The sequence below is a fragment of the Streptomyces sp. NPDC046876 genome (assembly GCF_040645035.1).
Classification (GTDB): Bacteria; Actinomycetota; Actinomycetes; order Streptomycetales; family Streptomycetaceae; genus Streptomyces.
This window is the reverse complement of record NZ_JBEYXK010000010.1, coordinates 70,149-92,269: the sequence shown is the minus strand read 5'-3', so window position 1 is coordinate 92,269 and position 22,121 is coordinate 70,149. Positions and strand designations below refer to the sequence as shown.

The window sequence follows — 22,121 nt, the reverse complement described above, 5'->3', positions numbered from 1 at the left end:
GGGGCGGACCGCCCCGTGCATGGGGTGCGGGCCGCCGGGCAGACGCGGGTGGCGGGGGGCGGAACGCGGGTGGCGGGGGCGGACGCGAGCGCACCCGACCACGAGGGAAGCGGACCCGACCACGAGGGAGCAGGACGATGAAGGTTGCCGACTACCTGTTGCAGCGACTGCGCGCATGGGAGGTCGAACACGTCTTCGCCTATCCGGGCGACGGGATCAACGGTCTCCTCGCGGCCTGGGGGCGGGCCGATGACCGGCCCCGCTTCATCCAGGCGCGGCACGAGGAGATGTCCGCCTTCCAGGCCGTCGGCTACGCCAAGTTCTCCGGACGCACCGGGGTCTGCGCGGCGACCTCCGGGCCGGGTGCCATCCACCTGCTGAACGGCCTGTACGACGCGAAGCTCGACCACGTGCCGGTGGTGGCCATCGTCGGGCAGACCGACCGGAGCGCCATGGGCGGCTCCTACCAGCAGGAGGTGGACCTGGCCTCCCTCTACAAGGACGTCGCCTCCGCGTTCTGCGAGACGGTCACCGTGCCCGAGCAGCTGCCCAACGTCCTGGACCGGGCGCTGCGCATCGCCGCCACGCAGCGCACGCCCACGGCGCTGATCATCCCCGCGGACGTGCAGGAGCTCGACTACGAGCCGCCCGCCCACGCATTCAAGCAGGTCCCCTCCAGCCTGGGCGTCGGCCGCTACGCGCCGGTCCCGGCCGACGAGGACCTCGCGCGGGCGGCGGAGATCCTCAACGCCGGCGAGCGGCCGGCGATGCTCATCGGGCAGGGCGCCCGGCACGCCCGCGCCGAGGTCGAGCAGGTCGCCGACCTCCTCGGCGCGGGGGTCGCGAAGGCGCTGCTCGGCAAGGACGCGCTGCCCGACACCCTGCCGTACGTCACCGGCGCGATCGGGCTGCTCGGCACCCGGCCGTCGTACGAGATGATGCGCGACTGCGACACCCTGCTCGTGGTCGGATCCAGCTTCCCGTACACGCAGTTCCTGCCGGAGTTCGACCAGGCCCGCGCGGTGCAGATCGACATAGAGCCGGCCATGGTCGGGCTGCGCTACCCCTTCGAGCTGAACCTCGTCGGGGATGCGGCCGAGACGCTGCGTCGCCTCGCCCCGCTGCTCCGGCAGCGTACGGGCGGTGCATGGCGCGAGACGATCGAGAGCAACACCGCGCGCTGGTGGGAGGTCATGCAGCGGCGTGCGGAGGTGCCGGCCGATCCGGTCAACCCCGAGTACGTGGTCCACGCGCTGGACGAGCTGCTGCCGTCGAACGCGGTCATCTCGGCAGACTCCGGGTCGGCCGCGAACTGGTACGCGCGGCACCTGCGGATGCGCGACGGCATGCGCGGCTCCCTGTCGGGCACCCTCGCGACGATGGGGCCGGGCGTGCCGTACGCGATCGGAGCGAAGTTCGCCCACCCCGACCGGCCGGCAGTCGCCCTCGTCGGTGACGGCGCGATGCAGATGAACGGGCTGGCGGAGCTGCTGACCGCCGCGAAGTACCACCACGAGTGGTCCGATCCCCGGCTGATCGTCGCGGTGCTGAACAACCAGGACCTCAACCAGGTCACCTGGGAGATGCGCGCCATGCAGGGCGCCCCGGCGTTCGAGCCCTCGCAGAGCATCCCGGACGTGCCGTACGCCGAGGTCGCCGCCCTGTTCGGCCTGGACGGCGAGCGGGTGGAGACCGCCGAGGGCGTGACCCCGGCCTGGCGCCGGGCGCTGGACGCGGACCGGCCGTACGTCATCGACTTCCGTACGGACCCGGCCGTGCCGCCGATCCCGCCGCACGCCACGTGGGACCAGATCAAGTCCGCCGCCGCGTCCGTGCTGCGCGGGGACAGCGACCGCGCCGCCGTGGTCCGCCAGGGCTTCCGGGCGAAGGTCCAGGAGTTCCTGCCCGGCAGCGGAGCAGGAGAGGAGCGCTGACCGTGGCACGGGGCTCCGGCACCGACCTCACCGGTCTGGAGCGCGCGCTGCGCGCCGAGGTGGACGGGGAGGTCCGCTTCGACGCGGGCAGCCGCGGCGCGTACTCCACCGACGCGTCGAACTACCGGCAGGTCCCGCTCGGCGTGGTCGTCCCGCGCACCGTGGAGGCGGGGGCGCAGGCGGTCGCCGTATGCGCCCGCTTCGGCGCGCCCCTGCTCTCGCGCGGCGGCGGTACCAGCCTCGGCGGGCAGTGCACCAACACCGCGGTCGTCCTCGACTGGACCAAGTACTGCAACCGGCTCGTCTCCGTGGATCCCGCGGCGCGGACCTGCGTGGTCGAGCCGGGCATCGTCCTGGACGAGCTGAACCGGCAGCTGGCGCCGTACGGGCTGAAGTTCGGCCCCAAGCCGGCCACGCACAGCCACTGCTCCCTGGGCGGCATGATCGGCAACAACAGCTGCGGGGCCTCCGCCCAGGCCTACGGCAAGACGGTCGACAACGTCCGCAGCCTGGAGGTCCTCACCTACGGCGGGCTCCGCTTCCACGCCGGGCCCACCGGCAGCGAGGAGTACGAGCGGATCGTGGCCGGGGGCGGCCCGCGCGGGCGGCTGTACCGGGGGCTGCGGGACATCGCCGCGCGCCACCTGGCCGAGATCCGGCGCGGGTACCCGAAGATCCCGCGACGGGTCTCCGGCTACAACCTGGACTCCCTGCTCCCGGAGAACGGCTTCGACCTCGCCCGGGCCCTGGTCGGCAGCGAGGGCACGCTGGTGACCGTGCTGCGGGCGGAACTGGAGCTGGTGGAGGTGCCGCAGGCGGAGGCCCTGCTGGTCCTGGGCTTCGACGACGTCTTCGCCGCCGCGGACGCCGTACCGCAGCTGCTGGAGCACAGCCGCCCCTCCCAGTTGGAGGCCGTCGACGGCCGGATGGCGCAGCTGATGCGCGAGGAGGGGGTCCACCTCGACTCCCTGGACCTGCTGCCCGAGGGCGACAGCTGGCTGCTCGTCCAGTTCGGCGGCGGGACGAAGGAGGAGGCGGACCGGCAGGCGTACGAACTGCTGCACGCGCTCGGCCGGGCGCAGGACGACCCGTCCGTGGCCTTCTCCGACGACCCGGCCCGGGAACAGGAGTTCCTGAAGGCCCGTGAGGCGGGCCTCGGCGTCACCGCCCGGCCCCCCGACGGCTCCGAGACCTGGGAGGGCTGGGAGGACTCGGCGGTGGCCCCGGAGCGGCTCGGCGCCTATCTGCGCGACCTGGAGCGGCTCTTCCGCCGCTACGGCTACCAGCAGGCCTCCCTGTACGGGCACTTCGGCCAGGGCTGTGTGCACACCCGGATCCCGTTCGGGCTGCGCGACGCCGAAGGCGTGGAGGCGTTCCGGTCGTTCCTGTACGAGGCGGCCGACCTGGTGGCCTCGTACGGCGGCTCGCTCTCCGGCGAGCACGGAGACGGGCAGGCCCGCGGCGAGCTGCTGCCGCGGATGTTCGGTCCGGCGCTCGTCGGGGCGATGGGCGAGGTCAAGGCGCTGTTCGACCCGGACGACCGGATGAACCCGGGCAAGGTGGTCCGTCCGCACCGGGTCGACGAGGACCTGCGGCTGGGCGCCGACTGGCGGCCCGCGCCGCAGCGGGCCACGTACTTCGCGTTCGCCGACGACGGCCACGACTTCGGGCGGGCCGTGCAGCGCTGCGTCGGCGTCGGCAACTGCCGCACCCATGAGGGCGGGGTGATGTGCCCCTCCTACCGGGCCACGCTGGAGGAGGAGCACTCCACCCGCGGCCGGGCCCGGCTGCTGTTCGAGATGATCGACGGCCACGGCGACTCCCCCGTCACCGGCGGCTGGCGCTCCCCTGCGGTCCGTGACGCGCTGGACCTGTGCCTGGCCTGCAAGGGCTGCGCCTCCGACTGCCCGGTGGGCGTGGACATGGCCACATACAAGGCCGAGTTCCTCGCCCACCACTACCAGGGGCGGCTGCGTCCGCCCGCGCACTACGCCCTCGGCCTGCTGCCGGTGTGGGCGCGGCTGGCGCGGCGTACGAGTCCGGGCCTGGCCAACGCCGTGCTGCAGGCGCCGGTCCTCGGCCGGCTGGGGAAGCTGGCGGCCGGCGTCGACCCGCGGCGCCCCGCGCCCCCGTTCGCCGCCGCGTCCTTCCAGGAGCAGTGGCGCGGGCCGGCGCAGGCCGGGCCCGACCCGCGGGACCCGCGCACGGTCCTGCTGTGGCCGGACACCTTCACCAACCACTTCCATCCGCACATCGCCCGCGCCGCCGTGCGCGTTCTGGAGGACGCCGGCTTCCGGGTGGCGGTGCCGCCGGGGCCGGTCTGCTGCGGCCTGACGTGGATCTCCACCGGGCAGCTGGCCGGCGCCCGCCGCGTGCTGCAGCGCACGCTGCGCGGCCTGCGGCCGTGGCTGGAGGCCGGGACGCCGGTCGTCGTGCTCGAGCCCTCCTGCGCGGCCGTGTTCCGCTCCGACGCCCCGGACCTGCTCGCCGGGGACGAGGACGCGCGGCGGCTGGCCGAGCGGACCCGTACCTTCGCCGAGCAGCTCGTCCACCACGCCCCCGACGGCTGGCGGCCGCCGCGGGCCGCCCGGGCGGCGACCGTGCAGACCCACTGCCACCAGCACGCCGTCCTCGGCTTCGGCGCCGACCGTGAACTGATGCGCCGGGCCGGCCTCGACGCCGACGTCCTGGACGCCGGCTGCTGCGGACTGGCCGGGAACTTCGGCTTCGAACGCGGGCACTACGAGCTGTCGCTGGCCATCGCCGAGCAGGGCGTCCTGCCGGCCGTCCGCGCCACCGCCCCGAGCGCCCTCGTCCTGGCGGACGGGTTCAGCTGCCGGACCCAGATCGAGCAGGCCGGCACCGGGCGGCGGGCCCTTCACCTGGCCGAGGCGCTCGCCCTCGCCCTGGACGGACCGCTGCCCGCCGACCACCCCGAGAAGGCCGCCCCGCGGCCCCGGCCGCGGCCCGGGCCCGCCCGTGCGGTCGCCGCCGGAGTCCTGGGCGGGCTGATCGGCACGGCGGCCGGGGCGGCCACCGCCGCCCGCGCCGCCCGACGCGACGTCAGGAGGAACCCGTGACCACCGCACAGCACGCCTGGAGGACCGTCCGCGAACGGCTCGACCACGAGGCCCGCAGCTACTCCGCCGGCGAGGACCGCCCGCTCGCGGCCTACACCGGCGCCATGGGCGTCTACGCCGCCACCGTCCTCGCCCTCGCCGGCGCCGCGCGCGCCACCGGGCGCCGGCTGCCCGACCCGTCCTTCCGCGACATCGCCCTCCACGCGGTCGCCACCCACCAGATGGCCCGACTCCTCGCCAAGGACCCGGTCACCAGCCCGCTGCGGATGCCCTTCACCCGCTTCCGGGGCACCTCCGCGCCCGCCGAGCTGGACGAGGAGGTCCGCGGGAGCGGCGCCCGCAAGGCGCTGGGCGAGCTGCTCGGCTGCCCGTTCTGCACCGGGCTGTGGATCGCGACCGCGCTGACCGGCGGCTCGGTCTTCGCACCCCGCGCCACCCGGCTCGCCGCGGCCACGCTGACCGCGCTGGCCGGCTCCGACTTCCTGCAGTACGCGCGCGAGGCCGCCCAGCACACGGCCGAGGACGGTGCCGAGGCAGATGCCGGTGCCGGTGCCGGTGGCAGTGCCGGTGCCGGTGCCGACGGGACGTCGTGACCGCCATGGCGCACGGCCCGGCTCCGGTCGTCGAAGCCCTGCACGTGCGGGTCCTCGACTTCCCGACCGATGCCCCGGAGGCCGACGGGACCGCGTCCTGGGACTCGACCACCATGGTCCTGGTCGAGGCGGCCGCCGGGGACCACCACGGCCTCGGATGGACCTACGGGGCCGCGGCCGCGGCGGGCGTCGTCACCGAGTTGCTGGCCGAACAGGTCACCGGCCGCAGCGCATTCGACGTCCCGGCCGCGAACGAGGCCATGCACCGCGCCCTGCGCAACGCCGCCCGCCCCGGCATCGGCGGCTACGCCCTGTCCGCCGTCGACATCGCCCTGTGGGACCTCAAGGCGCGGCTGCTGGGCGTGCCGCTGGCCGACCTGTTCGGGCGCGCCCGTACCGGCGTCCCGGTCTACGGCAGCGGGGGCTTCACCTGCTACGACGAGGGGCAACTGGAGCGGCAGCTGCGCGGATGGGCCGTGGACGAGGGGATCGCGCGCGTCAAAATCAAGATCGGCGAGGCGTGGGGCTCCCGGGAGGACCGGGACCTGGCCCGGATCCGGCAGGCCCGCGAGACCGTGGGCCCCGGCACGGAGCTCTACGTCGACGCCAACGGCGCCTACACCGCCAAGCAGGCGATCCGGGTCGCCGAGCGCTTCCGGGAGTTCGGCGTCCGGTGGTACGAGGAGCCGGTCTCCTCCGACGACCTGCCGGGGCTGGCCCGGGTCCGGGCCGCCACCGGCGCGGACGTGGCCGCGGGCGAATACGGGTTCACGCTGCCGTACTTCGCCGCCATGGCGCCCGTCGTCGACTGCCTCCAGGCCGATGCCACCCGGTGCGGCGGGCTGACCGTCTGGCTGCGCGCCGGGGCGCTCGCGCAGGCCCACGGGCTGGAGCTCTCCGCGCACTGCGCCCCGCACGTCCACGCCCATGCGGCGGCCGCGCTGCCCAACCTCCGGCACGTGGAGTGGTTCCACGACCACGTGCGCGTCGAACGCCTGCTCTTCGACGGCGTCCTCGACCCCGCGGGCGGCGAACTGCGGCCCGGCGCGGACGGCACCCCGGGCCTGGGCCTGACCGCCCGGCCGGAGATTCTCGCCCGCTACGGCCGGGGGGCCGGCGGCGACGCTTCCGGTCGGGCGACCACCCGCCGACCGGCGGGCACCGAAGCCGGACCGGCCGCCCCGACGGAGCCACAAGACCCGGGCGCTTCACACCTGGTGCACCCGAACGCCCCGCGGGCTGGATTCCGCCGCTACGCACCGCTTCCGGCTCCCCCCGGCGGAAACCCAGCCCCACACAGCGACAATCCACGCCCGCCCGCCGGAAACCCACCCCCACACAGCGACAATCCACCCCCGCCCACCGGAAACCCAGCGCTGCCCGGCGACAATCCAGCCCCGCCCGGCCGAAACCCAGCCCCGCCCGGCGACAATCCAGCCCCGCCCGGCGGAAATCCAGCCTCGCCGGCGTTTGAGGCGCGGGGTCCGGGGCGGAGCCCCGATCTTTGAGCCGCGCCGCGGGCAGCGTGCTCCGGCCCGGCGCGGGCCGACCCGACTGCCCCGGCGGGTGGGGGTCGTTCACCCGCCGCAGGACCCGGGAAGGAGGCCCCCTTGGCACCACAGGCCGCACCCGAACCGCACGCGCTGCGCGACTACGCCCTGCTCGCCGACGGCCGGCGCGGAGCCCTCGTCGGACCGCGCGGCGAGATCGTGTGGATGTGTGCGCCGGCCTGGCACGACGACGCCGTCTTCGCCGCGCTGATCGGCGGCCCCGGCTGGTACACCGTCACCCCCGCCGGGCCGTACGTGTGGGGCGGCTCCTACGAGCCCGGCAGTCTCATCTGGCGCAGCCGCTGGGTGACCCGCACCGGCATCGTCCAGTGCCGCGAGGCCCTGGCGTACCCCGGGGACCGCCGCCGCGCCGTGCTGCTGCGCCGGGTCGAGGCGGTCGACGGCCCGGCCGAGGTGACGGTGCGGCTCCAGCTCGCCCCCGGCTTCGGCGGGCAGCGGACGGTCGATCCCGTCCTCGGGGAGGACGGCTGCTGGACGGCGCGGGCCGGGCGCCTGCGCATGCGCTGGAGCGGTCCGCCGGACGCACGGATCGGCACGGGCGACGGCCTTCCGGAGCTGCGCGCGCGGCTGCGCCTGGAAGCGGGTGCCCGTCAGGACCTCGTGCTGGAGCTCGCCGAGCACCCACTGGAGCGGTGTGAGCCGGCCGACCTGCTGTGGCGGGCCACCGAGGCGGGCTGGCAGGCGCACCTGCCCGGCCTCTGCGCAGTCCCCGGGCCTGCGGACGCCCGCCACGCGTACGCCGTCCTGCGCGCGATGACCGACCCGGGCGGCGGCGGCACGGTGGCCGCGGCCACCACCAGCCTCCCCGAACGCGCCGAGCAGGGACGCAACTACGACTACCGGTACGTGTGGATCCGCGACCAGTGCTACGTCGGCCAGGCCGCCGCCGCGGCCGGGGCGCACCCGCTGCTGGAGGACTCCGTACGGTTCGTCGCGGCACGCCTGCTGGAACACGGCCCGGACCTGCCGCCCGCCTGCACCGTCGACGGCGGCGCCGTCCCGGACCCGAAACGGCTGGATCTGCCGGGATACCCGGGCGGTTTCGACGTCATCGGCAACCGGGTCGATCGCCAGTTCCAGCTCGACTGCTTCGGCGAGGCCCTGCTGCTGTTCGCGGCCGCCGCCCGCCACGACCGGCTGGACGCGGACGGCTGGCGGGCCGCCAGGACGGCGGCCGAGGCGATCGCCGCCCGCCACACCCGCGCGGACTCCGGCATCTGGGAACTCCGTCCGGACCACTGGACGCACAGCCGGCTGATCTGCGCGGCCGGGCTCCGCACGATGGCCGCGGCGCTGCCGCGGGCGAGCCGCGGCCTCGCGGCCGGGTGGGAGGCCCTCGCCGACCGCATCACCGCGGAGGCCGCCGCCTGCGCCCTGCACCCCGACGGCCGCTGGCAGCGCTCGCCGACCGATGCGGGCGTGGACGCGGCGCTGCTGCTGCCGGCCCTGCGCGGGGCCGTGCCGGCCGAGGATCCGCGCAGCCGGGCCACGCTCGACGCCGTCCTGGCGGAGCTCGCCCGGGACCACTACTGCTACCGCTTCCGGCACGACGAGCGGCCCCTGGAGGACGCCGAGGGCGCGTTCCTGCTGTGCGGGTTCTTCGTCGCCCTGTCCCACCACCGGCTGGGGCACGCGGTCGAGGCCGCGCGCTGGTTCGAACGCAACCGCGCGGCGTGCGGGCCGCCGGGGCTGTACGCGGAGGAGTTCGACGTCACCCAGCGCCAGCTGCGCGGGAACCTGCCCCAGGCCTTCGTCCACGCCCTCCTGCTCGAAACCGCCGTTCGGCTGGCGACGGGCGGCTGACGCCGGGGGGCAGGAGGTGCAGGTCCGCGCACGAAGCCCCTCGACGCCGTGGCTACTCACTGGTTAGGGTGCGCGCACGCCGACGACAGAGAGCACCGGGAGGCCACGTGTCCGATGACGAGGGGGGCGGTTCGCTCTACGTGCTCACCGCCGTACTGCTGACCCCCGCGCAGTTCCCGGGCGTCCTCGGCGACGACTTCCCGCAGGCCTGCTCGCTGCTCGGCGTCCCGCCGGCGCCCGGGGGATACGGCCTGGTCCTCGGCCAGGACGAGGAGGGCGCCCGCTGGACGGTCGTCGTGGACGACGTCTCGCTCGTCGCCGCGGCCATCGCCTCGTGGGACTGCGGGATGGAGTACGACCTCTCGCCCGACGAGCGGACCATCGTGGTCTCGCTGGCGGGCTGGCCGCTGGAGCTGTCGGTGGCCGCCCCGGGGATCCCGGAGCCGCACGATCCGGAGCAGGGCGCGGACGGCACGGGGCGGGTGCCGCTGGCACCGCCGTCGGCCGAGGCCTGGGGTGCGGTGCAGCGGCGGATGGGCGCGGACCAGGTGGCCCGGGAGTGGTCCGACTGGCGCGAGCGGGTGGCGACGGACGGCGGGGCGGCCGCCGCGGCGCATCCCGGGCTGGCGCGGGCGCTCGCCCAGGCGCTGGAGTACACGCGCACGCCTCCGCCGCCGGGCCGGGTGCGGTCCTCCTTCGCCGGGGAGGGCGCGCGGACGCTCCGCGTCGACGGGCCGGGCTGGTCGCTGGTGGCGCGCACGGACGGTCCGGCCTTCGTCCTGCTGGACGAAGAGCCGGGCGAGGTGCTGTCCGTCCCGAAGGGCGGGGAGCAGGGGCTTCCGGAGCTTCCGGGGCTCCTCTCGGCTCTGGACCGGATCGCCGTGCGCCCGGCATGATCATCCGACCGGACAACGGGGAGGAGACGTCATGCTGGTGGAGTTGCAGCCGGTGGCCGTGGTGGTGGGCGGCCGCACCGAGGTGGTCGACGACGACTGGGGGCGGGAGACGGCCGTGATCCGGCTGGACGCGGACCGGTTCGGCCCGGAGGCGCTGTACGGGCTGGAGGCCTTCTCCCACGTCGAGGTGGTGTACCACTTCGACCGGGTCCCGGCGGAGAAGATCGAGACGGGGGCCCGGCGGCCGCGCGGCAACCCGGACTGGCCGCTGGTCGGCATCTTCGCCCAGCGCGGCAAGAACCGCCCGAACCGGCTGGGCCTGTCGCGGTGCCGGATCCTGAAGGTGGACGGACTGGACGTGCACGTGGAGGGCCTGGACGCGGTGGACGGGACACCGGTCCTGGACCTCAAGCCGTACATGGCGGAGTTCGGCCCCCGGGGCGCGCACAGGCAGCCGGAGTGGGCCACGGAGCTGATGCGGGACTACTACTGATCCGGCTCCTGCTGATCCCGCACCGCCCCCGCCCCGTACCGCACCGGCGCGGGGGCGCGGGCGCTCAGCGGCCGAGCTGCTTGCGGGATATCCCCCGCAGGCGGCGCCGCTGGGAGGGGTCCAGCAGCAGATAGGCGGCCGTCGGCACGCCGATCAGGACCAGCAGGCCCGCCCAGAACCCGACCAGCCAGAACAGCAGCAGGGCTACCGGGATCCCGGCCACCGCGATCACCGCACGTGGGGACATCAGCGGACCTCCACTCCATCCGTCGTCGGCCACTGCCCTTCCCAACGCGCCGCCGGCCTGGCGCGTTCCCGTTGATGGCCGGGCGCTCGTTTCGGCACCGTTCGTGGCCGGTGGGGCGCTTGTCGCGGCCCGTGCCCGGGACGACCATGGGGCGCTCCGGCACCGCGGGACCACGGGAGGCTGACATGGACGATCCGCCGGTGGCACTGGCGGGCGGGGCCGACCCCGCCGAGCGCACGCGCGTCCTGCGGCGGGCGCACACCGCGTTCACCCGGGACGGGCGGGTCGAGGCGCCGGTCCGGGCGGTGATCGCGAGGTCCTGGCGGCGCTGCGCCCGGGCCCGCGTCAGCCCCGAGTGCGCCCCCGAGGTGGGTCTGGCCGGGGCGGAGCTGCGGTCGTACCGCGACCGGCATCCGCTGGCCCGGGTGATGCCGCTCTTCCGGGACCTGGTCGGGGCGTTCGCGGCGCACGGCTCGCACCTGCTCGCGGTGTGCGACGCGCGGGGCAGCCTGCTGTGGGTGGAGGGCGAGAACGCCACCCTGCGGCGGGCCGAGCGGCTGGGCTTCGTGCCGGGTGCGCGCTGGGCGGAGACCGCGATGGGCACCAACGCCCCCGGCACGGCGGTCGCCGTCGGGGAGCCGGTCCAGGTCTTCGGGGCCGAGCACTTCAGCCGGCGGGTGCACTCCTGGACCTGCGCGGCGGCCCCGGTGCGCGACCCCCGCACCGGCCGGGTCCTGGGAGCGGTGGACATCACCGGCGGCGACGGCCTGGCCCACCCCCACTCCCTGGCGTTCGTACAGGCGGTGGCCCGGGCGGCGGAGTCCCACTTGGCGCTGCTGCAACCCTTACCCCCCGTCCCGGGCCCGTCCCCGGCTGCCGCCCACACTCTGAGCGCCCTCGGGCTGGACGAGGCGCTGCTCGTCACGGACGGCGGCACGCGCACCCGCCTGGGTCGGCGGCACAGCGAGATCATGGCCCTCCTCGCGCACCATCCCGAGGGCCTGGCCGGCGAAGAGCTGGCGATCGAGCTCTACGAGGACGAATCGGTGTCACCGGTGACGTTGCGTGCCGAGATGTCACGGCTGCGCGGGTTGTTGGGCGCCCGCGCCCCGCTCTCCCGCCCCTACCGCACGGCCGCGCCGCTGGAGGCGGACTTCACCACCGTGACCCGGCACCTGGCGTCCGGCGCGGTGTCCGCCGCGCTCCACCACTACGCGGGCCCGCTGCTCCCCGGCTCCACGGCGCCCGGCATCGTCCGCCTCCGGCGCCGCATCGAGGACCAGGCCCGGGCCGCCGTGATCGCCCGCGCGGACGTGGGGCTGCTGACCGACTGGGTGTGCGCGCCGTGGGGCGCGGACGACCCGGCGGTGTGGCGGGCCCTGGCGGCGGCCCTGCCGCCTGCGGACCGCCCGGCCGCGCTGGCCCGCGTACGGGCGCTGGACGGCGAACTGGGCACCGACCCGTCCGCGGTGCGCACTGCGTCGGCGCGGCCGTCCCGGCATGCAACGTATCCGCAACCTGCCCGCTCCTAACCTCGCCGACGAGCGCGGGCCGACGGCGGCCCGCGCCCGGCAAGGGGAGGACACCATGGCCCGCTACGCTGCGCCCGGAACCGAGGGCGCGCTGATGTCGTACGCGTCCCGCTACGGCCACTTCATCGGCGGCGAGTACGTCGAACCCGCCCGCGGCGGCTGGTTCGCCGACCTCTCCCCCGTGAACGGCCAGGCGTTCACCGAGGTCGCCCGCGGCACGGCCGAGGACGTGGAGCGCGCTCTGGACGCGGCGCACGCGGCCGCTCCCGCCTGGGGACGGACGTCGGCCGCGGACCGGTCGGCGATCCTGCTGCGCATCGCGGATCGGATGGAGCAGAACCTGGAGGCGCTGGCCGTCGCGGAGAGCTGGGAGAACGGCAAGCCGATCCGCGAGACCCTCGCCGCCGACCTGCCGCTCGCCATCGACCAGTTCCGCTACTTCGCGGGCGCCCTGCGCGCCCAGGAGGGCGCGCTCAGCCAGCTCGACGAGGACACCGTGGCCTACCACTTCCACGAGCCGCTGGGCGTGGTCGGGCAGATCATCCCGTGGAACTTCCCGATCCTGATGGCTGTGTGGAAGCTCGCCCCGGCCCTGGCGGCCGGCAACACGGTCGTGCTGAAGCCCGCCGAGCAGACCCCGGCCTCGGTGCACTACTGGCTGGGCCTGGTGGCGGACCTGCTGCCGCCGGGCGTGGTGAACATCGTCAACGGCTTCGGCGAGGAGGCGGGCAAGCCGCTGGCGTCCAGCCCGCGCGTGGCGAAGGTCGCCTTCACCGGGGAGACCTCCACCGGGCGCCTGATCATGCAATACGCGGCCGAACACCTGAAGCCGGTCACCCTCGAACTCGGCGGCAAGAGCCCGAACCTCTTCTTCGACGACATCTGGACCCTCGACGACGACCTGCGCGACAAGGCGCTCGAGGGCTTCACCATGTTCGCCCTCAACCAGGGCGAGGTGTGCACGAGCCCGTCGCGCGCCCTGATCGAGCGGGGCCGGTACGGCGAGTTCCTCGACGCTGCCGTGGCCCGTACGGAACTCATCACGCCCGGACACCCGCTGGACACCGACACGATGATCGGCGCCCAGGCCTCGGAGGAGCAGCTGAAGAAGGTCCTGTCGTACGTGGAGATCGGCCGGCAGGAGGGCGCGAAGATCCTCACGGGCGGCGAACGCATCGACCACGGCGGCGAGCTGGCGGGCGGCTTCTACGTCCAGCCGACGGTCTTCGAGGGCGACAACCGCATGCGGATCTTCCAGGAGGAGATCTTCGGCCCGGTGGTCTCGGTGACCTCGTTCCAGGACTTCGACGACGCGATCCGCATCGCCAACGACACGGCGTACGGCCTGGGCGCCGGCGTGTGGAGCCGCGACATCAACACGGCCTACCGCGCGGGCCGCGCCATCCAGGCGGGCCGCGTCTGGACGAACTGCTACCACGCCTACCCGGCCCACGCCGCCTTCGGCGGCTACAAGCAGTCCGGCATAGGCCGCGAAACCCACAAGATGATGCTGGAGCACTACCAGCAGACAAAGAATCTTCTGGTGTCGTACTCGCCGAAGAGGCTGGGCTTCTTCTAGACACATGCGAAATGGCGCCTGACCTGGGTTTTCACCCGTCAGGCGCCCTTCGTGCAACCCGTTCTCGACCGGGCCCGGCTTGCGTGCTAACTCCCAATTCCTCCCACGACTGCACCCCTCCTGACCAGTGCTTCCGGACCAGTCACGGACCAAACCCCCGGTTCAGCCCTCGGTTACGTCACCCTGACTGACGCGCTGCCACTCGTTCATGGACTGCTCGATGAGACGGTTCGCCTGCTCTCGAAGGCCGTCAAGGAACTTGGCGTAGTGGCGAAAGAGAACCTCGATGCTCTGGCCGGCGCGGCGGGCGCACTCGGCCGGGTCCACTCCGGAGTAGAGCCAGAACGAGATCCCGGCGTGACGGAGATCGTAAGGCCGCTTGGCCAGGCGAGAAGTGCGCTCAGTAAGGGTCAGGGCGTATTCCCGGGCCCGCGCCCATGTGATGCCGTAGGCGGCAGCGTCCACGTAGTTGCCAGCCTGGTTCCGGAAAAGTCGACCGTCAGGTGCCACGTCCAGGCGGCTGGCGCGCGGACCAACACCCGCACCATGATCACGCCGAGAATCAGCACGGTCAGAAACAACTACCACTGACGTGGCACTGGCGGCACTGCGTCCCCACACTCTGCATAGAACCGAAAGAGTGGCTCCGGGCAGCGGGAGTGCTCAGGGACTTTTCTGGGACTTCCGGCTGCATCAACGGGTATGAGCGTGAAACAGCCGAAAGTTCATTCACCAGGTCAGGAGCGCGTAACCACCCATCAGAGCAGCTCACTGGGCTGCCTGGTCTCTTCCGGGACATCTGCCCGGTAGGGCTCAATGTGTCTGCGCTTAGCCTCGCCCGCCCTCGGTGCCCCATCGGCCTCCGCATGTGCCTTCCCACCACTCCACCTCAGGGCTCAGTTCGTCGCGACCTGTGCCTGCCGACCTTGGAGCATCCAGGCGATGACGTCGAACACACGCAGGACGCCGATGTCCTCACCGATACCCGCCTTGCCGCGGAGATGGATCAACTGATCACGGAAGGCACCGTTGTCCACCCGCAGGGCCGCGGACAGCGCGGCCCAGAAGGAGTGGTCCACCTTCGGTCGCTCGAATAGCTGCTTGATGCGGATGTCGTAGATGGGGATGAGGTGCGGCCGCTTGCGGGCCAGCAATTTACCTGCCACAACCGGGCCGCTGCCGTCGGGTTTCCCTGGGTAGTGCTTGGTGCCAGCTAGGCGTTCCCACAACTCCCACGCGGGTCCACCCTCCTCCATGAGCGCATCGCTTCCAGGATTCTCCAGGCGCGCGTCACGAGGGATTAGCGACAGCAGGCGCGCCCAGTGCCCGTCGGGGTCGGTCAGCAAGTTGATCGCCCCATGCGGCTCCAGGGAGACGTTGAGCATGGTGATGGCTAACAGGTCGTTGCTGTCGAAGCGGTCTGCGACATGCTCGGCGTCGCCGCCCCCGCCCAGGCGCTCGAAGTGCGCGCCGGAATAGAACAGGTCACCGCTTGACCGTCGTCGGGTGAAGTACTCGACCAGCAGACTCACGGCATTCTCGTCGTCCCAGTAGATCTCCGGGATCTGCAATCCGATCACTAGAGGCCCCCAACTCCCTCGCGCACAGTGACACGTCGGCGGACTGTACAGCAGTGAGATCAGACGGTGGCTCGGGCGGAATGCGCCCCCGACGCGCGTGCCTGCGCTACACCGTTTTGAGGTGTGGGATGGCTTCTTGCACCGATCCCACCCACGCGGCGGCCGCGATAGCCAGCCGCGAATAGGCTCGCATGCGGCTGGCCCTTGCCGACCAAGTGCAGTGCGAGCAGCCGCGTTTGGATACCTATGACGGCATCCTCGGCGTCATCGACGGCGGGCTTTCCTTCGATGAGAGAGTCGCCTGATGGCCAGCAAGCAGACCACGAAGGGCCGGGACCCTGCGGCTCACTCACTTCGGCACCTCCGGCAGCGCCGGCACCGTCGAGATGGACTGGATGGTGGACTCCCACTCCCCAGTCCGCGTGTTCTTGAACCGAAGATGCAGCACCTCGAACTCGTCCGGCACCCAGTCGAACTCGCCGACCTCGTCCTGGTCGAAGATCTGGTGCTCCGCGAACAGCTTGGCGAGCTCGATGTCCGTGGACGCCTGCATGATGAACTTGCCAACCTTAACGACGTGCATCACCGGACGACCCTGCGCCTCCGCCACCCGGACGCTCTCCCAAAACGGCTCGTACCTCCTGGCGGACTTGGTCATCCCAACCCACTCGTCGCGCCTGATCTCGCTCACTTCGGCCCCTCCAGCTTGCTCGTCATCACCGGCGTCCAGCTCTGCACATACTCCACCTTCGGCGGCTTTACGACCGCCAGGCGGTTGGCCCCCTGCACGGGCTCCGCTTCCGCCTCCACGCGCAGCGCCGCGTGACCGTGCGGAGCCACCGGCTCGGCTCGGCCGTGCCCACTCAGTGTCCAACCCATGCTTGCCAAGCTCGTCAACAAGGCCGACGTCTCACAGCCAGCCGGGCCCGAACTTATTGATTCAGCCAATGTTGAAGCGGAGCCTCAGCTGGGTGCTAACCAGTTCGTAGCCTGCGAGGTCCGGGGCGCCGAATGGGTTGGGCAGGACGGTGATGGCGCGGCGGTCGCGGTCGAAGACATGGGAGACGTACACGATGAAGTACGTCTCGCCCGGGGCCAGCCGGGAAGCGCGTCGTACCTCCGACTCGCCCAGGATGATCTCTCCGCTGTCGCCCGTGGACGCCTTGACCTCGTAGAGGTAGGTCGCGTCGCCGTCGTGGATGAGGAAGTCGTAGCCGAGCCGGTCGTCCCCCGGCTGTGCTCCGGCGAGTCCGTGCACGCGCAGGCTGGACTTCCATGAGTCCTGTGGTTCGACGCCGAACTGCTTGTGCAGCCAGGCGGCCACCGCCGCCTCTCCCGCTACGCCCACCGGCACGGTGCGGTCTTGGTCGTTGCCCGCGGCCTGGTAGGAACCGCCCTGCGATCCCGTTCCGGGCTGTGACGGGGTGCGCGGCCGGGGAATGCGGGGCGCGAGCGTGGTCACGGCCGTGGCCGAAGTGGCGCGTTGTTCCGGTGTCAGGTCCGCGGCCACCTCACGGGCCAGTGCGGCCAGGTCGTCGGGGCCCGCCGGGACGAGCCTGCCGTTCAGAGCCACTTGGGGGCCGGGCACGGGTGCTCCGGACTGGCCTGTGCCCGCGGCCGTGCCGCTGTTCCCGGCAGGCGCCGACGAGCTCGTCGGGGACAGCCCGAGTTGGGCGCGCCGGTCCGACAGGGGCATGTCCGTCGGCCAGTGGCCGTGGTGGCTGAGCCAGGTGATCAACGCCTTGGTGGATAGGACCTCGAAGTCCAGCAGCCCTTCGTCGTCCAGCGCTCGTAGCACCTCTTGCGGGGGCGGCGGCACCACGGTGTGGCTCGTCGGGTGCAGACGCTGCCATTCCTGGATCAGCTGCCGTAGACGCGGCAGCTGCTGGTGGACGGCGGTGGTGGATGCTTCGCGGACCTCGGTGAGCGGCGGCAGCGCGCGGGACGTCGGCGGTTGTGCGGGGAGCGATCGGGTCAGCCAGGCGTCCGCGTGAGCTTGGAGGAGCTGGTCGGTGAGGTCCCAGAGTGTCGTGTGCCAGGTCGGGTCCGGCGCGAGTGTGGGCAGGCCCCGCAGGCGCACGTAGGCGGCCAGGGACCGGCCGGAGCGGTGGACGTCGGCGTGGGCGTCCCTGATCCGCTCGGCGAGTGCGGGACGGTTTCGCTGGAGCCAGGTCGCGAACTGCCGTTCGTGCCGGTCGGTGTTGTCGATCTGCGGCAGACTCAGTGCGCGCCAGGCGCGGTTGGCTTCGGCCAGGGTTACGGACAGGGCCCTCAGCTGCCGTTCCGGATCGTCGTCGTCGAGGAGCCGCATGAGGCGTTCCGCGTCGGGTGCGCCGGTGCGGGCGGTGAGCCAGGCCAGGAGGGCTGCACGGTCGGGGAATTCCTCGACGCGCTGTTGGAGTTCCTCCGCGAGGTCGAGGTAGAGGCAGGCGAGGAGCGGCACGAGCCGCGCGCTGCCGGAGCGCTGCGAGGCGCGCTCGGCGAGGATTACGCGCAGCTGGTGCTGCCGTAGCTCCAGGACGTCCGCGAGATCCTCCTCGGAAACGTCGTCCGTCTTCAGGTCCCGCTCCTCCAGCCGGGTCAGTGCCTTCCACAGGATGTCCGCGAGGTAGGGCGCGCGGATGAGAGCGGCCAGGGCGGGTGCGGCGGTACGGAGCACCCGCCAGCCGGTGCGCGCCCCGTTGTGCATGACGACGACACAGGGCCGGTCGGGGTGTGGGTGGAGCAGGGCGCGGTCCGTGCCGTTCTCGGTGAGATGGTGTCCGGCGATCCAGACGACGGCCTCGTCGGCCACGGTCACCTCGCAGCGGCGCAGCAGGGTGGTCGTCTCGGCCACGGTCACGGGCTCCGTCCGGGACGCGCGCTCCTCGTCGAACTCCACCAGGGCCGCGACCAGGGTGAGCAGCCAGGGGCCCGCGTACTGGGTCAGCGGCAGGCGCATCGCCTCACGGACGGGCAGCCCGTCGGCCTGGATGTCGTGTGTGGCGTCGCCGCACCGTTGGACGTCGAACGTCGTCCCCTGGTCGAGGAAGGCGTGGACCCGGCCGCCCAGCGCCCTGTCCCTGATCGGGATCACAGGTACCGGGACGCGGTCCAGGAGGGCCCGGTTCTGGGCGCCGTCCGGGTCCGGGACGAAGACCGGCTCGTCCGTCTCCGCCGCGTCCAGGGGTTCGAGTGCACCGGCCCGGTGGACCAGCAACCGGTGCGGTGGCGTGGCAGGCCCGCCGTCGGTGGTGCGTGTGCCGCCGTTCGCGGGCAGCAGCTGGGCCCACGCCTTCTCGTACTCCTGCCCGATCTCGTGCGCGTGCCTGCCTTCGCGCAGGTGCGGGCCGGCCTGCACCATGTTGGGCAGATGGCTGAGCCGGTCGAGCGCGGTGCCGGGGTCGTCCCAGGAGCGGATGCCGAGCAGGCCGAGGCGTGCCACGAGCTTGGCGGACCGCCTGCTGCGCAAGGTCGCGGGCACCACGCTGAGGAAAGGGGGCGGGGACTGCGTGCCCTGCCACCACCAGGCCCGGCCCGCCGTGGCGAACACGATCCCCTCAGCGGGAGCGCCTGGGACGGTGGTCTGCGGGATCCACGGCGCTTGGGCGAGGAAGGCGGCCAGCGGAGTGGGCCAGGGGGTGCCCGCGGAGTCGGTGTGACGTACGAAATGCATCTCCAGCGCGGAGTCGAGCCAGGAGAAGGCGAGGCCGTGCACGATGAGTTCCGCGTAGAGCCTGCGGTCCTCCTCGCCGAAGGCGGCGTAGTCGGCCTGTCCGGGCAGCACGTCCGCGGAATGGGCGCGTGAGTGGTAGGCCACCTTGAGGTAACCGACCCGCCGCCGGTTCGGCCAGCGCTCGGCGGTCGTCCGCCACTGCGGCAGCAGATCCCGCCGGTTCGGAACCCAGAACCGGGCGGGCCAGTTGAGGTCCTGGCCTCGCACTTCGGTGCGGAAGACCTCGTGCCGGGGACGCAGGCCGTGAGCGACGTCGTGCCGTTCGAGGAAGCGCCGCATGGCTTCGACGGGGAGCGTGTCCCCGCACAGCTCCTCGGGGCGCGGGAGGAGCCGCTGCTCCGTCTGGGTGAGTACGGACGACAGTCCCCGGGCGCGCTCCAGGAACCGGGTCAGAGTGTCATCGATGGAAGAGTGCTCACCGGGCCATCCCGGCCCGAACATGGCGCGGCTCGCCTCCTGCCAGCCGCCGCGGGTCGGTACGCGGAGATCCTTCAGCTGCGGAGCCCTGCGCCCCTCGGTCTCCAGCGCGTGGGATACCGCGCAGGCGTAGCGAAGGCAGGCCAGGCGCACGCCGTCCTCGACTCCGCCCTCTCCGTCCGCCCTCAGTGCCGCGGCCACGACCTCGAGCACCCGGTCGGCTCCGTACTCGTGGACGAGGCCGGCGGTCCTGAGCCAGGTGCGGCCCTGCGCTCTGCGCTTGCGGCCCTTGCCGGTCCAGGCGATGCCCTCGTGCACGAAGTGCAGACGGCCGGACAGCCCGTCGGGCAGGGCCGGAAGGGGGCCGCCCCGCGGGGACTCGCGGTCGAAGAAGACGCCTTCCCTGCCAGCCGGTGCCGGCGACGCCGACTCGGATGTGAGGATGATCCGCTTGCCGGGCAGGTCCGAGCCGTCGGGGAACTCCTGCGAGAGGTCGTAGTAGAAGTCCGCCCACCATCCAGGGTCGAAGGGGGCGCGGGCGGCGGCCTCAGCGAGCCGCTCCGCCCAGGAGGCGAGGCGCTCCGGCGGCGGTTCGAGGCGCGTGCCCACACTTCTCGCGAGAGACACCAGCCGCCGCAGCCGTACGGAATGCAGCTGCGGGTCGAGGAGTTCGGTGACCCCACTGGCGGCGGCCGCGTGCGGGGTGAAAGCCGTGGCGTGTTCTTTGCGTTCCCACAGCACTGCCCGGTGCAGGGAGGTGCGCGTGCCGGACGCCGTGGCGATCACAGGGATGAACGGCACCTCGGCGATCCCGTGACCGAGCCGCTGGAAGGAGGAGGTGAGCCGGGTCAGGGCTGTGGGCGACCGCCAGCACATCAGGTCGACCAGCGCTCCGGCGGGAACGGGGGCCCGTCCCTCGGCCGTGGCGAGCACCGCGCGGGCACACGTCTCGGCCACGGTGTCGAGGAGCAGGCCGTTCCACGGCACCGCCTCGTTGAACGAGCGCCGGTTCATCTCGGCAAAGAACGGGGCGTGGACGAAGCCGCGCACGGGCGCCGGGATCTGCTCGCCCATCGGCAGGAAGGCGTAGAGCCGCCCCTCCCGCAGGGGATCGGTGACCGGTACGGCGACGCGTACCTCGGCCTTCTTCTCCCAGGCCATCCAGTCGCGTCGCATCCCGCTCTTCTCGATCGACGCGGTGAGTGCCTCCCGGGCGCGGTCCGGGTTGGCCTTCCCGCAGACGACGATCAGTCGCATCCGCCGGCGCAAGGTGACCTGCTGCACCTTCAGGCCGCGGGCCTGGTGCAGCACCTCCACCTGGCGGTCATACGTCTTGCCCCGGGTTTTCCCTGCGACCCGCCGCTCCAGCCGGACACGTTCCAGGCGGTCAAGAAACAGCTCGAACGGGGCGCTGTCGTCCATGAGTTCCCGCACCTGCGCCCCGGCGGCCGAGCGTGCGTCGGCCGACTTCAGCGGCAGACGGACGACGGTGACGAAGCCGCGGCGCACGAAGTTGTGGACACTCTTCGGTGCCTCCTCCAGGAAGACCGGCACCTTCAGCGTGAGCAGGTTCTCCTTCAAGTAGTCGGCGAAACCGACGCGTTCGGGTGCCACCTCCCGGGCGAGCGCGTCGTAGTCATCGAGCCGGGCTAACCGGAACGTGAACCCGTCGGGGACCCGGGATCCCTCCCTGGCCACGCTGTAGATCTCGGGCGCGTCGCACAGGTGCAGCACGCTCTTGAAGCCCACGCCCTTGTGGCCGATCCCGGCGTCGGCACGCTTGCTGGACAGGGCAATGCTGCACAGGTCCTTGAAGTTCTTGCCGCCGAACGGCTTGCCGCCATTGGCCACATAGAGGGTGCCGTGCTCACCCTCGTCCTCGTCCAGCCGGATCTCGATACGTCCGTCGGCGGCGCCGGCCAGGTGCGCGTCGTGCGCGTTCTGCAACAACTCGATGAGCACCCGACCCTCGTACTCGGGCGCGATGATCGTCTCGGCCACCGCCTTGGCCTCGCGTGCCGCGTCCCGGCCGTCGTCCCAGTCCCGCAGACAGCCCCGCACCTCGACCAGTGCCTTGTCGTGAACGCGCTTGCGCACCGCGGCCCTACGGCGCTCCCGCACCCGCTCCGCCGACACTCGCCGACCCCCCGCTGCCATACCGCTGCTCCCCACCCCGTGCGCCTCCCGCCCCGCTCTGCCGGTGATCCTACTGAGCGGGAAGGAGCCTTCGAGCGCGGTCGATGTGCACCGGCATCGGACCCTTGATCAGACTGCTTCAGTCAAGGCTGCGTGCGCGGCGGCGAAGATCTCCCCGGAGAGCGGGGAGCTTTGAGGGCCCGGGATAGGACCAGCGCACCGAACAGGGTGCAGAGGCGGACGATGCCGTCCTGGTCGTCTCTAGCTAGGAATTCGGCGAAGTCGGCCACCCCGGTCGACGTAGACGCGACGGGCCTCGCGCCACCGACCTCGCGCGCGATGTCGGTGGCGAGCGCAGCGACCGGACAGCCGTCCGCCGGGTCGTCGCGGTGCTCGACGGAGAGGTAGCCCATTCCCTCGCCGTCCCGGCCCTGGGGAGCTTGCGACTGGCAGACCTCAGGCGCCTTGCACCACGACCTCGTACTCACGGCGGACAGCGCGCCAGGGCATGTAGCCGTCAGCTACCCTCGGACGCGCCCAGGGCT

Annotated in this window: 15 protein-coding genes and 1 pseudogene; 9 read left to right on the top strand and 7 right to left on the bottom strand. The window is 72.8% G+C overall.

Annotation, left to right across the window (positions count from 1 at the left end; genetic code table 11):
* Positions 1 to 137: 137 nt before the first annotated feature.
* From ABZ924_RS09000 to ABZ924_RS08970, 7 genes are all read left to right on the top strand, one after another.
* On the top strand, positions 138 to 1,934 hold the full coding sequence (locus ABZ924_RS09000; RefSeq protein ID WP_361906093.1) for a thiamine pyrophosphate-requiring protein: 1,797 nt from the start codon (positions 138 to 140) through the stop codon (positions 1,932 to 1,934).
* Positions 1,935 to 1,936: 2 nt separating this feature from the next.
* Positions 1,937 to 5,014, top strand: a complete 3,078-nt coding sequence (locus ABZ924_RS08995) for an FAD-linked oxidase C-terminal domain-containing protein (protein ID WP_361906091.1) — start codon at positions 1,937 to 1,939, stop codon at positions 5,012 to 5,014.
* A complete protein-coding gene (locus ABZ924_RS08990; protein ID WP_361906089.1) occupies positions 5,011 to 5,607 on the top strand; it encodes a DUF1360 domain-containing protein in 597 nt (198 codons plus the stop codon). The genes ABZ924_RS08995 and ABZ924_RS08990 overlap by 4 nt, the downstream gene beginning before the upstream one ends.
* Positions 5,608 to 5,612: 5 nt before the next feature.
* Positions 5,613 to 7,115, top strand: a complete 1,503-nt coding sequence (locus ABZ924_RS08985; protein ID WP_361906194.1) for an enolase C-terminal domain-like protein — start codon at positions 5,613 to 5,615, stop codon at positions 7,113 to 7,115.
* A gap of 102 nt (positions 7,116 to 7,217) precedes the next feature.
* Positions 7,218 to 8,981, top strand: coding sequence for a glycoside hydrolase family 15 protein (locus tag ABZ924_RS08980; RefSeq protein ID WP_361906087.1), 1,764 nt, complete (start codon positions 7,218 to 7,220; stop codon positions 8,979 to 8,981).
* Between the two features lie 107 nt (positions 8,982 to 9,088).
* Complete coding sequence (locus tag ABZ924_RS08975; RefSeq protein WP_361906085.1) at positions 9,089 to 9,877, top strand: hypothetical protein; 789 nt, start codon at positions 9,089 to 9,091, stop codon at positions 9,875 to 9,877.
* 31 nt (positions 9,878 to 9,908) lie between these two features.
* On the top strand, positions 9,909 to 10,370 hold the full coding sequence (locus tag ABZ924_RS08970) for an SAM-dependent methyltransferase (protein WP_361906083.1): 462 nt from the start codon (positions 9,909 to 9,911) through the stop codon (positions 10,368 to 10,370).
* 64 nt (positions 10,371 to 10,434) lie between these two features.
* On the opposite strand, the gene ABZ924_RS08965 is transcribed toward ABZ924_RS08970, so the two are convergent.
* A complete protein-coding gene (locus ABZ924_RS08965) occupies positions 10,435 to 10,617 on the bottom strand; it encodes a hypothetical protein (RefSeq protein WP_361906081.1) in 183 nt (60 codons plus the stop codon).
* A gap of 185 nt (positions 10,618 to 10,802) precedes the next feature.
* Between ABZ924_RS08965 and ABZ924_RS08960 the strand changes: the two genes are divergently transcribed.
* Both ABZ924_RS08960 and ABZ924_RS08955 read left to right on the top strand, forming a co-directional pair.
* Positions 10,803 to 12,149, top strand: coding sequence for a GAF domain-containing protein (locus ABZ924_RS08960; RefSeq protein ID WP_361906079.1), 1,347 nt, complete (start codon positions 10,803 to 10,805; stop codon positions 12,147 to 12,149).
* 55 nt (positions 12,150 to 12,204) lie between these two features.
* A complete protein-coding gene (locus ABZ924_RS08955) occupies positions 12,205 to 13,728 on the top strand; it encodes an aldehyde dehydrogenase family protein (RefSeq protein WP_361906192.1) in 1,524 nt (507 codons plus the stop codon).
* Between the two features lie 162 nt (positions 13,729 to 13,890).
* On the opposite strand, the gene ABZ924_RS08950 is transcribed toward ABZ924_RS08955, so the two are convergent.
* From ABZ924_RS08950 to ABZ924_RS08925, 6 genes and pseudogenes are all read right to left on the bottom strand, one after another.
* Positions 13,891 to 14,193, bottom strand: a complete 303-nt coding sequence (locus ABZ924_RS08950) for a hypothetical protein (RefSeq protein WP_361906077.1) — start codon at positions 14,191 to 14,193, stop codon at positions 13,891 to 13,893.
* Between the two features lie 431 nt (positions 14,194 to 14,624).
* The gene (locus tag ABZ924_RS08945) at positions 14,625 to 15,308 is read right to left on the bottom strand and encodes a DUF6308 family protein (RefSeq protein WP_361906075.1); all 684 of its coding nucleotides are present in this window, start codon (positions 15,306 to 15,308) and stop codon (positions 14,625 to 14,627) included.
* Between the two features lie 349 nt (positions 15,309 to 15,657).
* On the bottom strand, positions 15,658 to 15,999 hold the full coding sequence (locus tag ABZ924_RS08940; protein ID WP_145870761.1) for a hypothetical protein: 342 nt from the start codon (positions 15,997 to 15,999) through the stop codon (positions 15,658 to 15,660).
* A complete protein-coding gene (locus ABZ924_RS08935; protein WP_361906073.1) occupies positions 15,996 to 16,187 on the bottom strand; it encodes a hypothetical protein in 192 nt (63 codons plus the stop codon). The genes ABZ924_RS08940 and ABZ924_RS08935 overlap by 4 nt, the downstream gene beginning before the upstream one ends.
* A 61-nt stretch (positions 16,188 to 16,248) precedes the next feature.
* On the bottom strand, positions 16,249 to 21,537 hold the full coding sequence (locus ABZ924_RS08930; RefSeq protein ID WP_361906071.1) for a DUF3883 domain-containing protein: 5,289 nt from the start codon (positions 21,535 to 21,537) through the stop codon (positions 16,249 to 16,251).
* 168 nt (positions 21,538 to 21,705) lie between these two features.
* Positions 21,706 to 21,983: pseudogene (locus ABZ924_RS08925) on the bottom strand (TetR/AcrR family transcriptional regulator); the annotation flags it as partial.
* Positions 21,984 to 22,121: the final 138 nt, after the last annotated feature.

Coding starts and splice junctions, on each gene's coding strand:
- ABZ924_RS08965 (WP_361906081.1), bottom strand. CDS start 10,617: ATGTCCCCACGTGCGGTGATCGCGGTGGCCGGGATCCCGGTAGCCCTG.
- ABZ924_RS08970 (WP_361906083.1), top strand. CDS start 9,909: ATGCTGGTGGAGTTGCAGCCGGTGGCCGTGGTGGTGGGCGGCCGCACC.
- ABZ924_RS08935 (WP_361906073.1), bottom strand. CDS start 16,187: ATGGGTTGGACACTGAGTGGGCACGGCCGAGCCGAGCCGGTGGCTCCG.
- ABZ924_RS08955 (WP_361906192.1), top strand. CDS start 12,205: ATGGCCCGCTACGCTGCGCCCGGAACCGAGGGCGCGCTGATGTCGTAC.
- ABZ924_RS08960 (WP_361906079.1), top strand. CDS start 10,803: ATGGACGATCCGCCGGTGGCACTGGCGGGCGGGGCCGACCCCGCCGAG.
- ABZ924_RS09000 (WP_361906093.1), top strand. CDS start 138: ATGAAGGTTGCCGACTACCTGTTGCAGCGACTGCGCGCATGGGAGGTC.
- ABZ924_RS08985 (WP_361906194.1), top strand. CDS start 5,613: ATGGCGCACGGCCCGGCTCCGGTCGTCGAAGCCCTGCACGTGCGGGTC.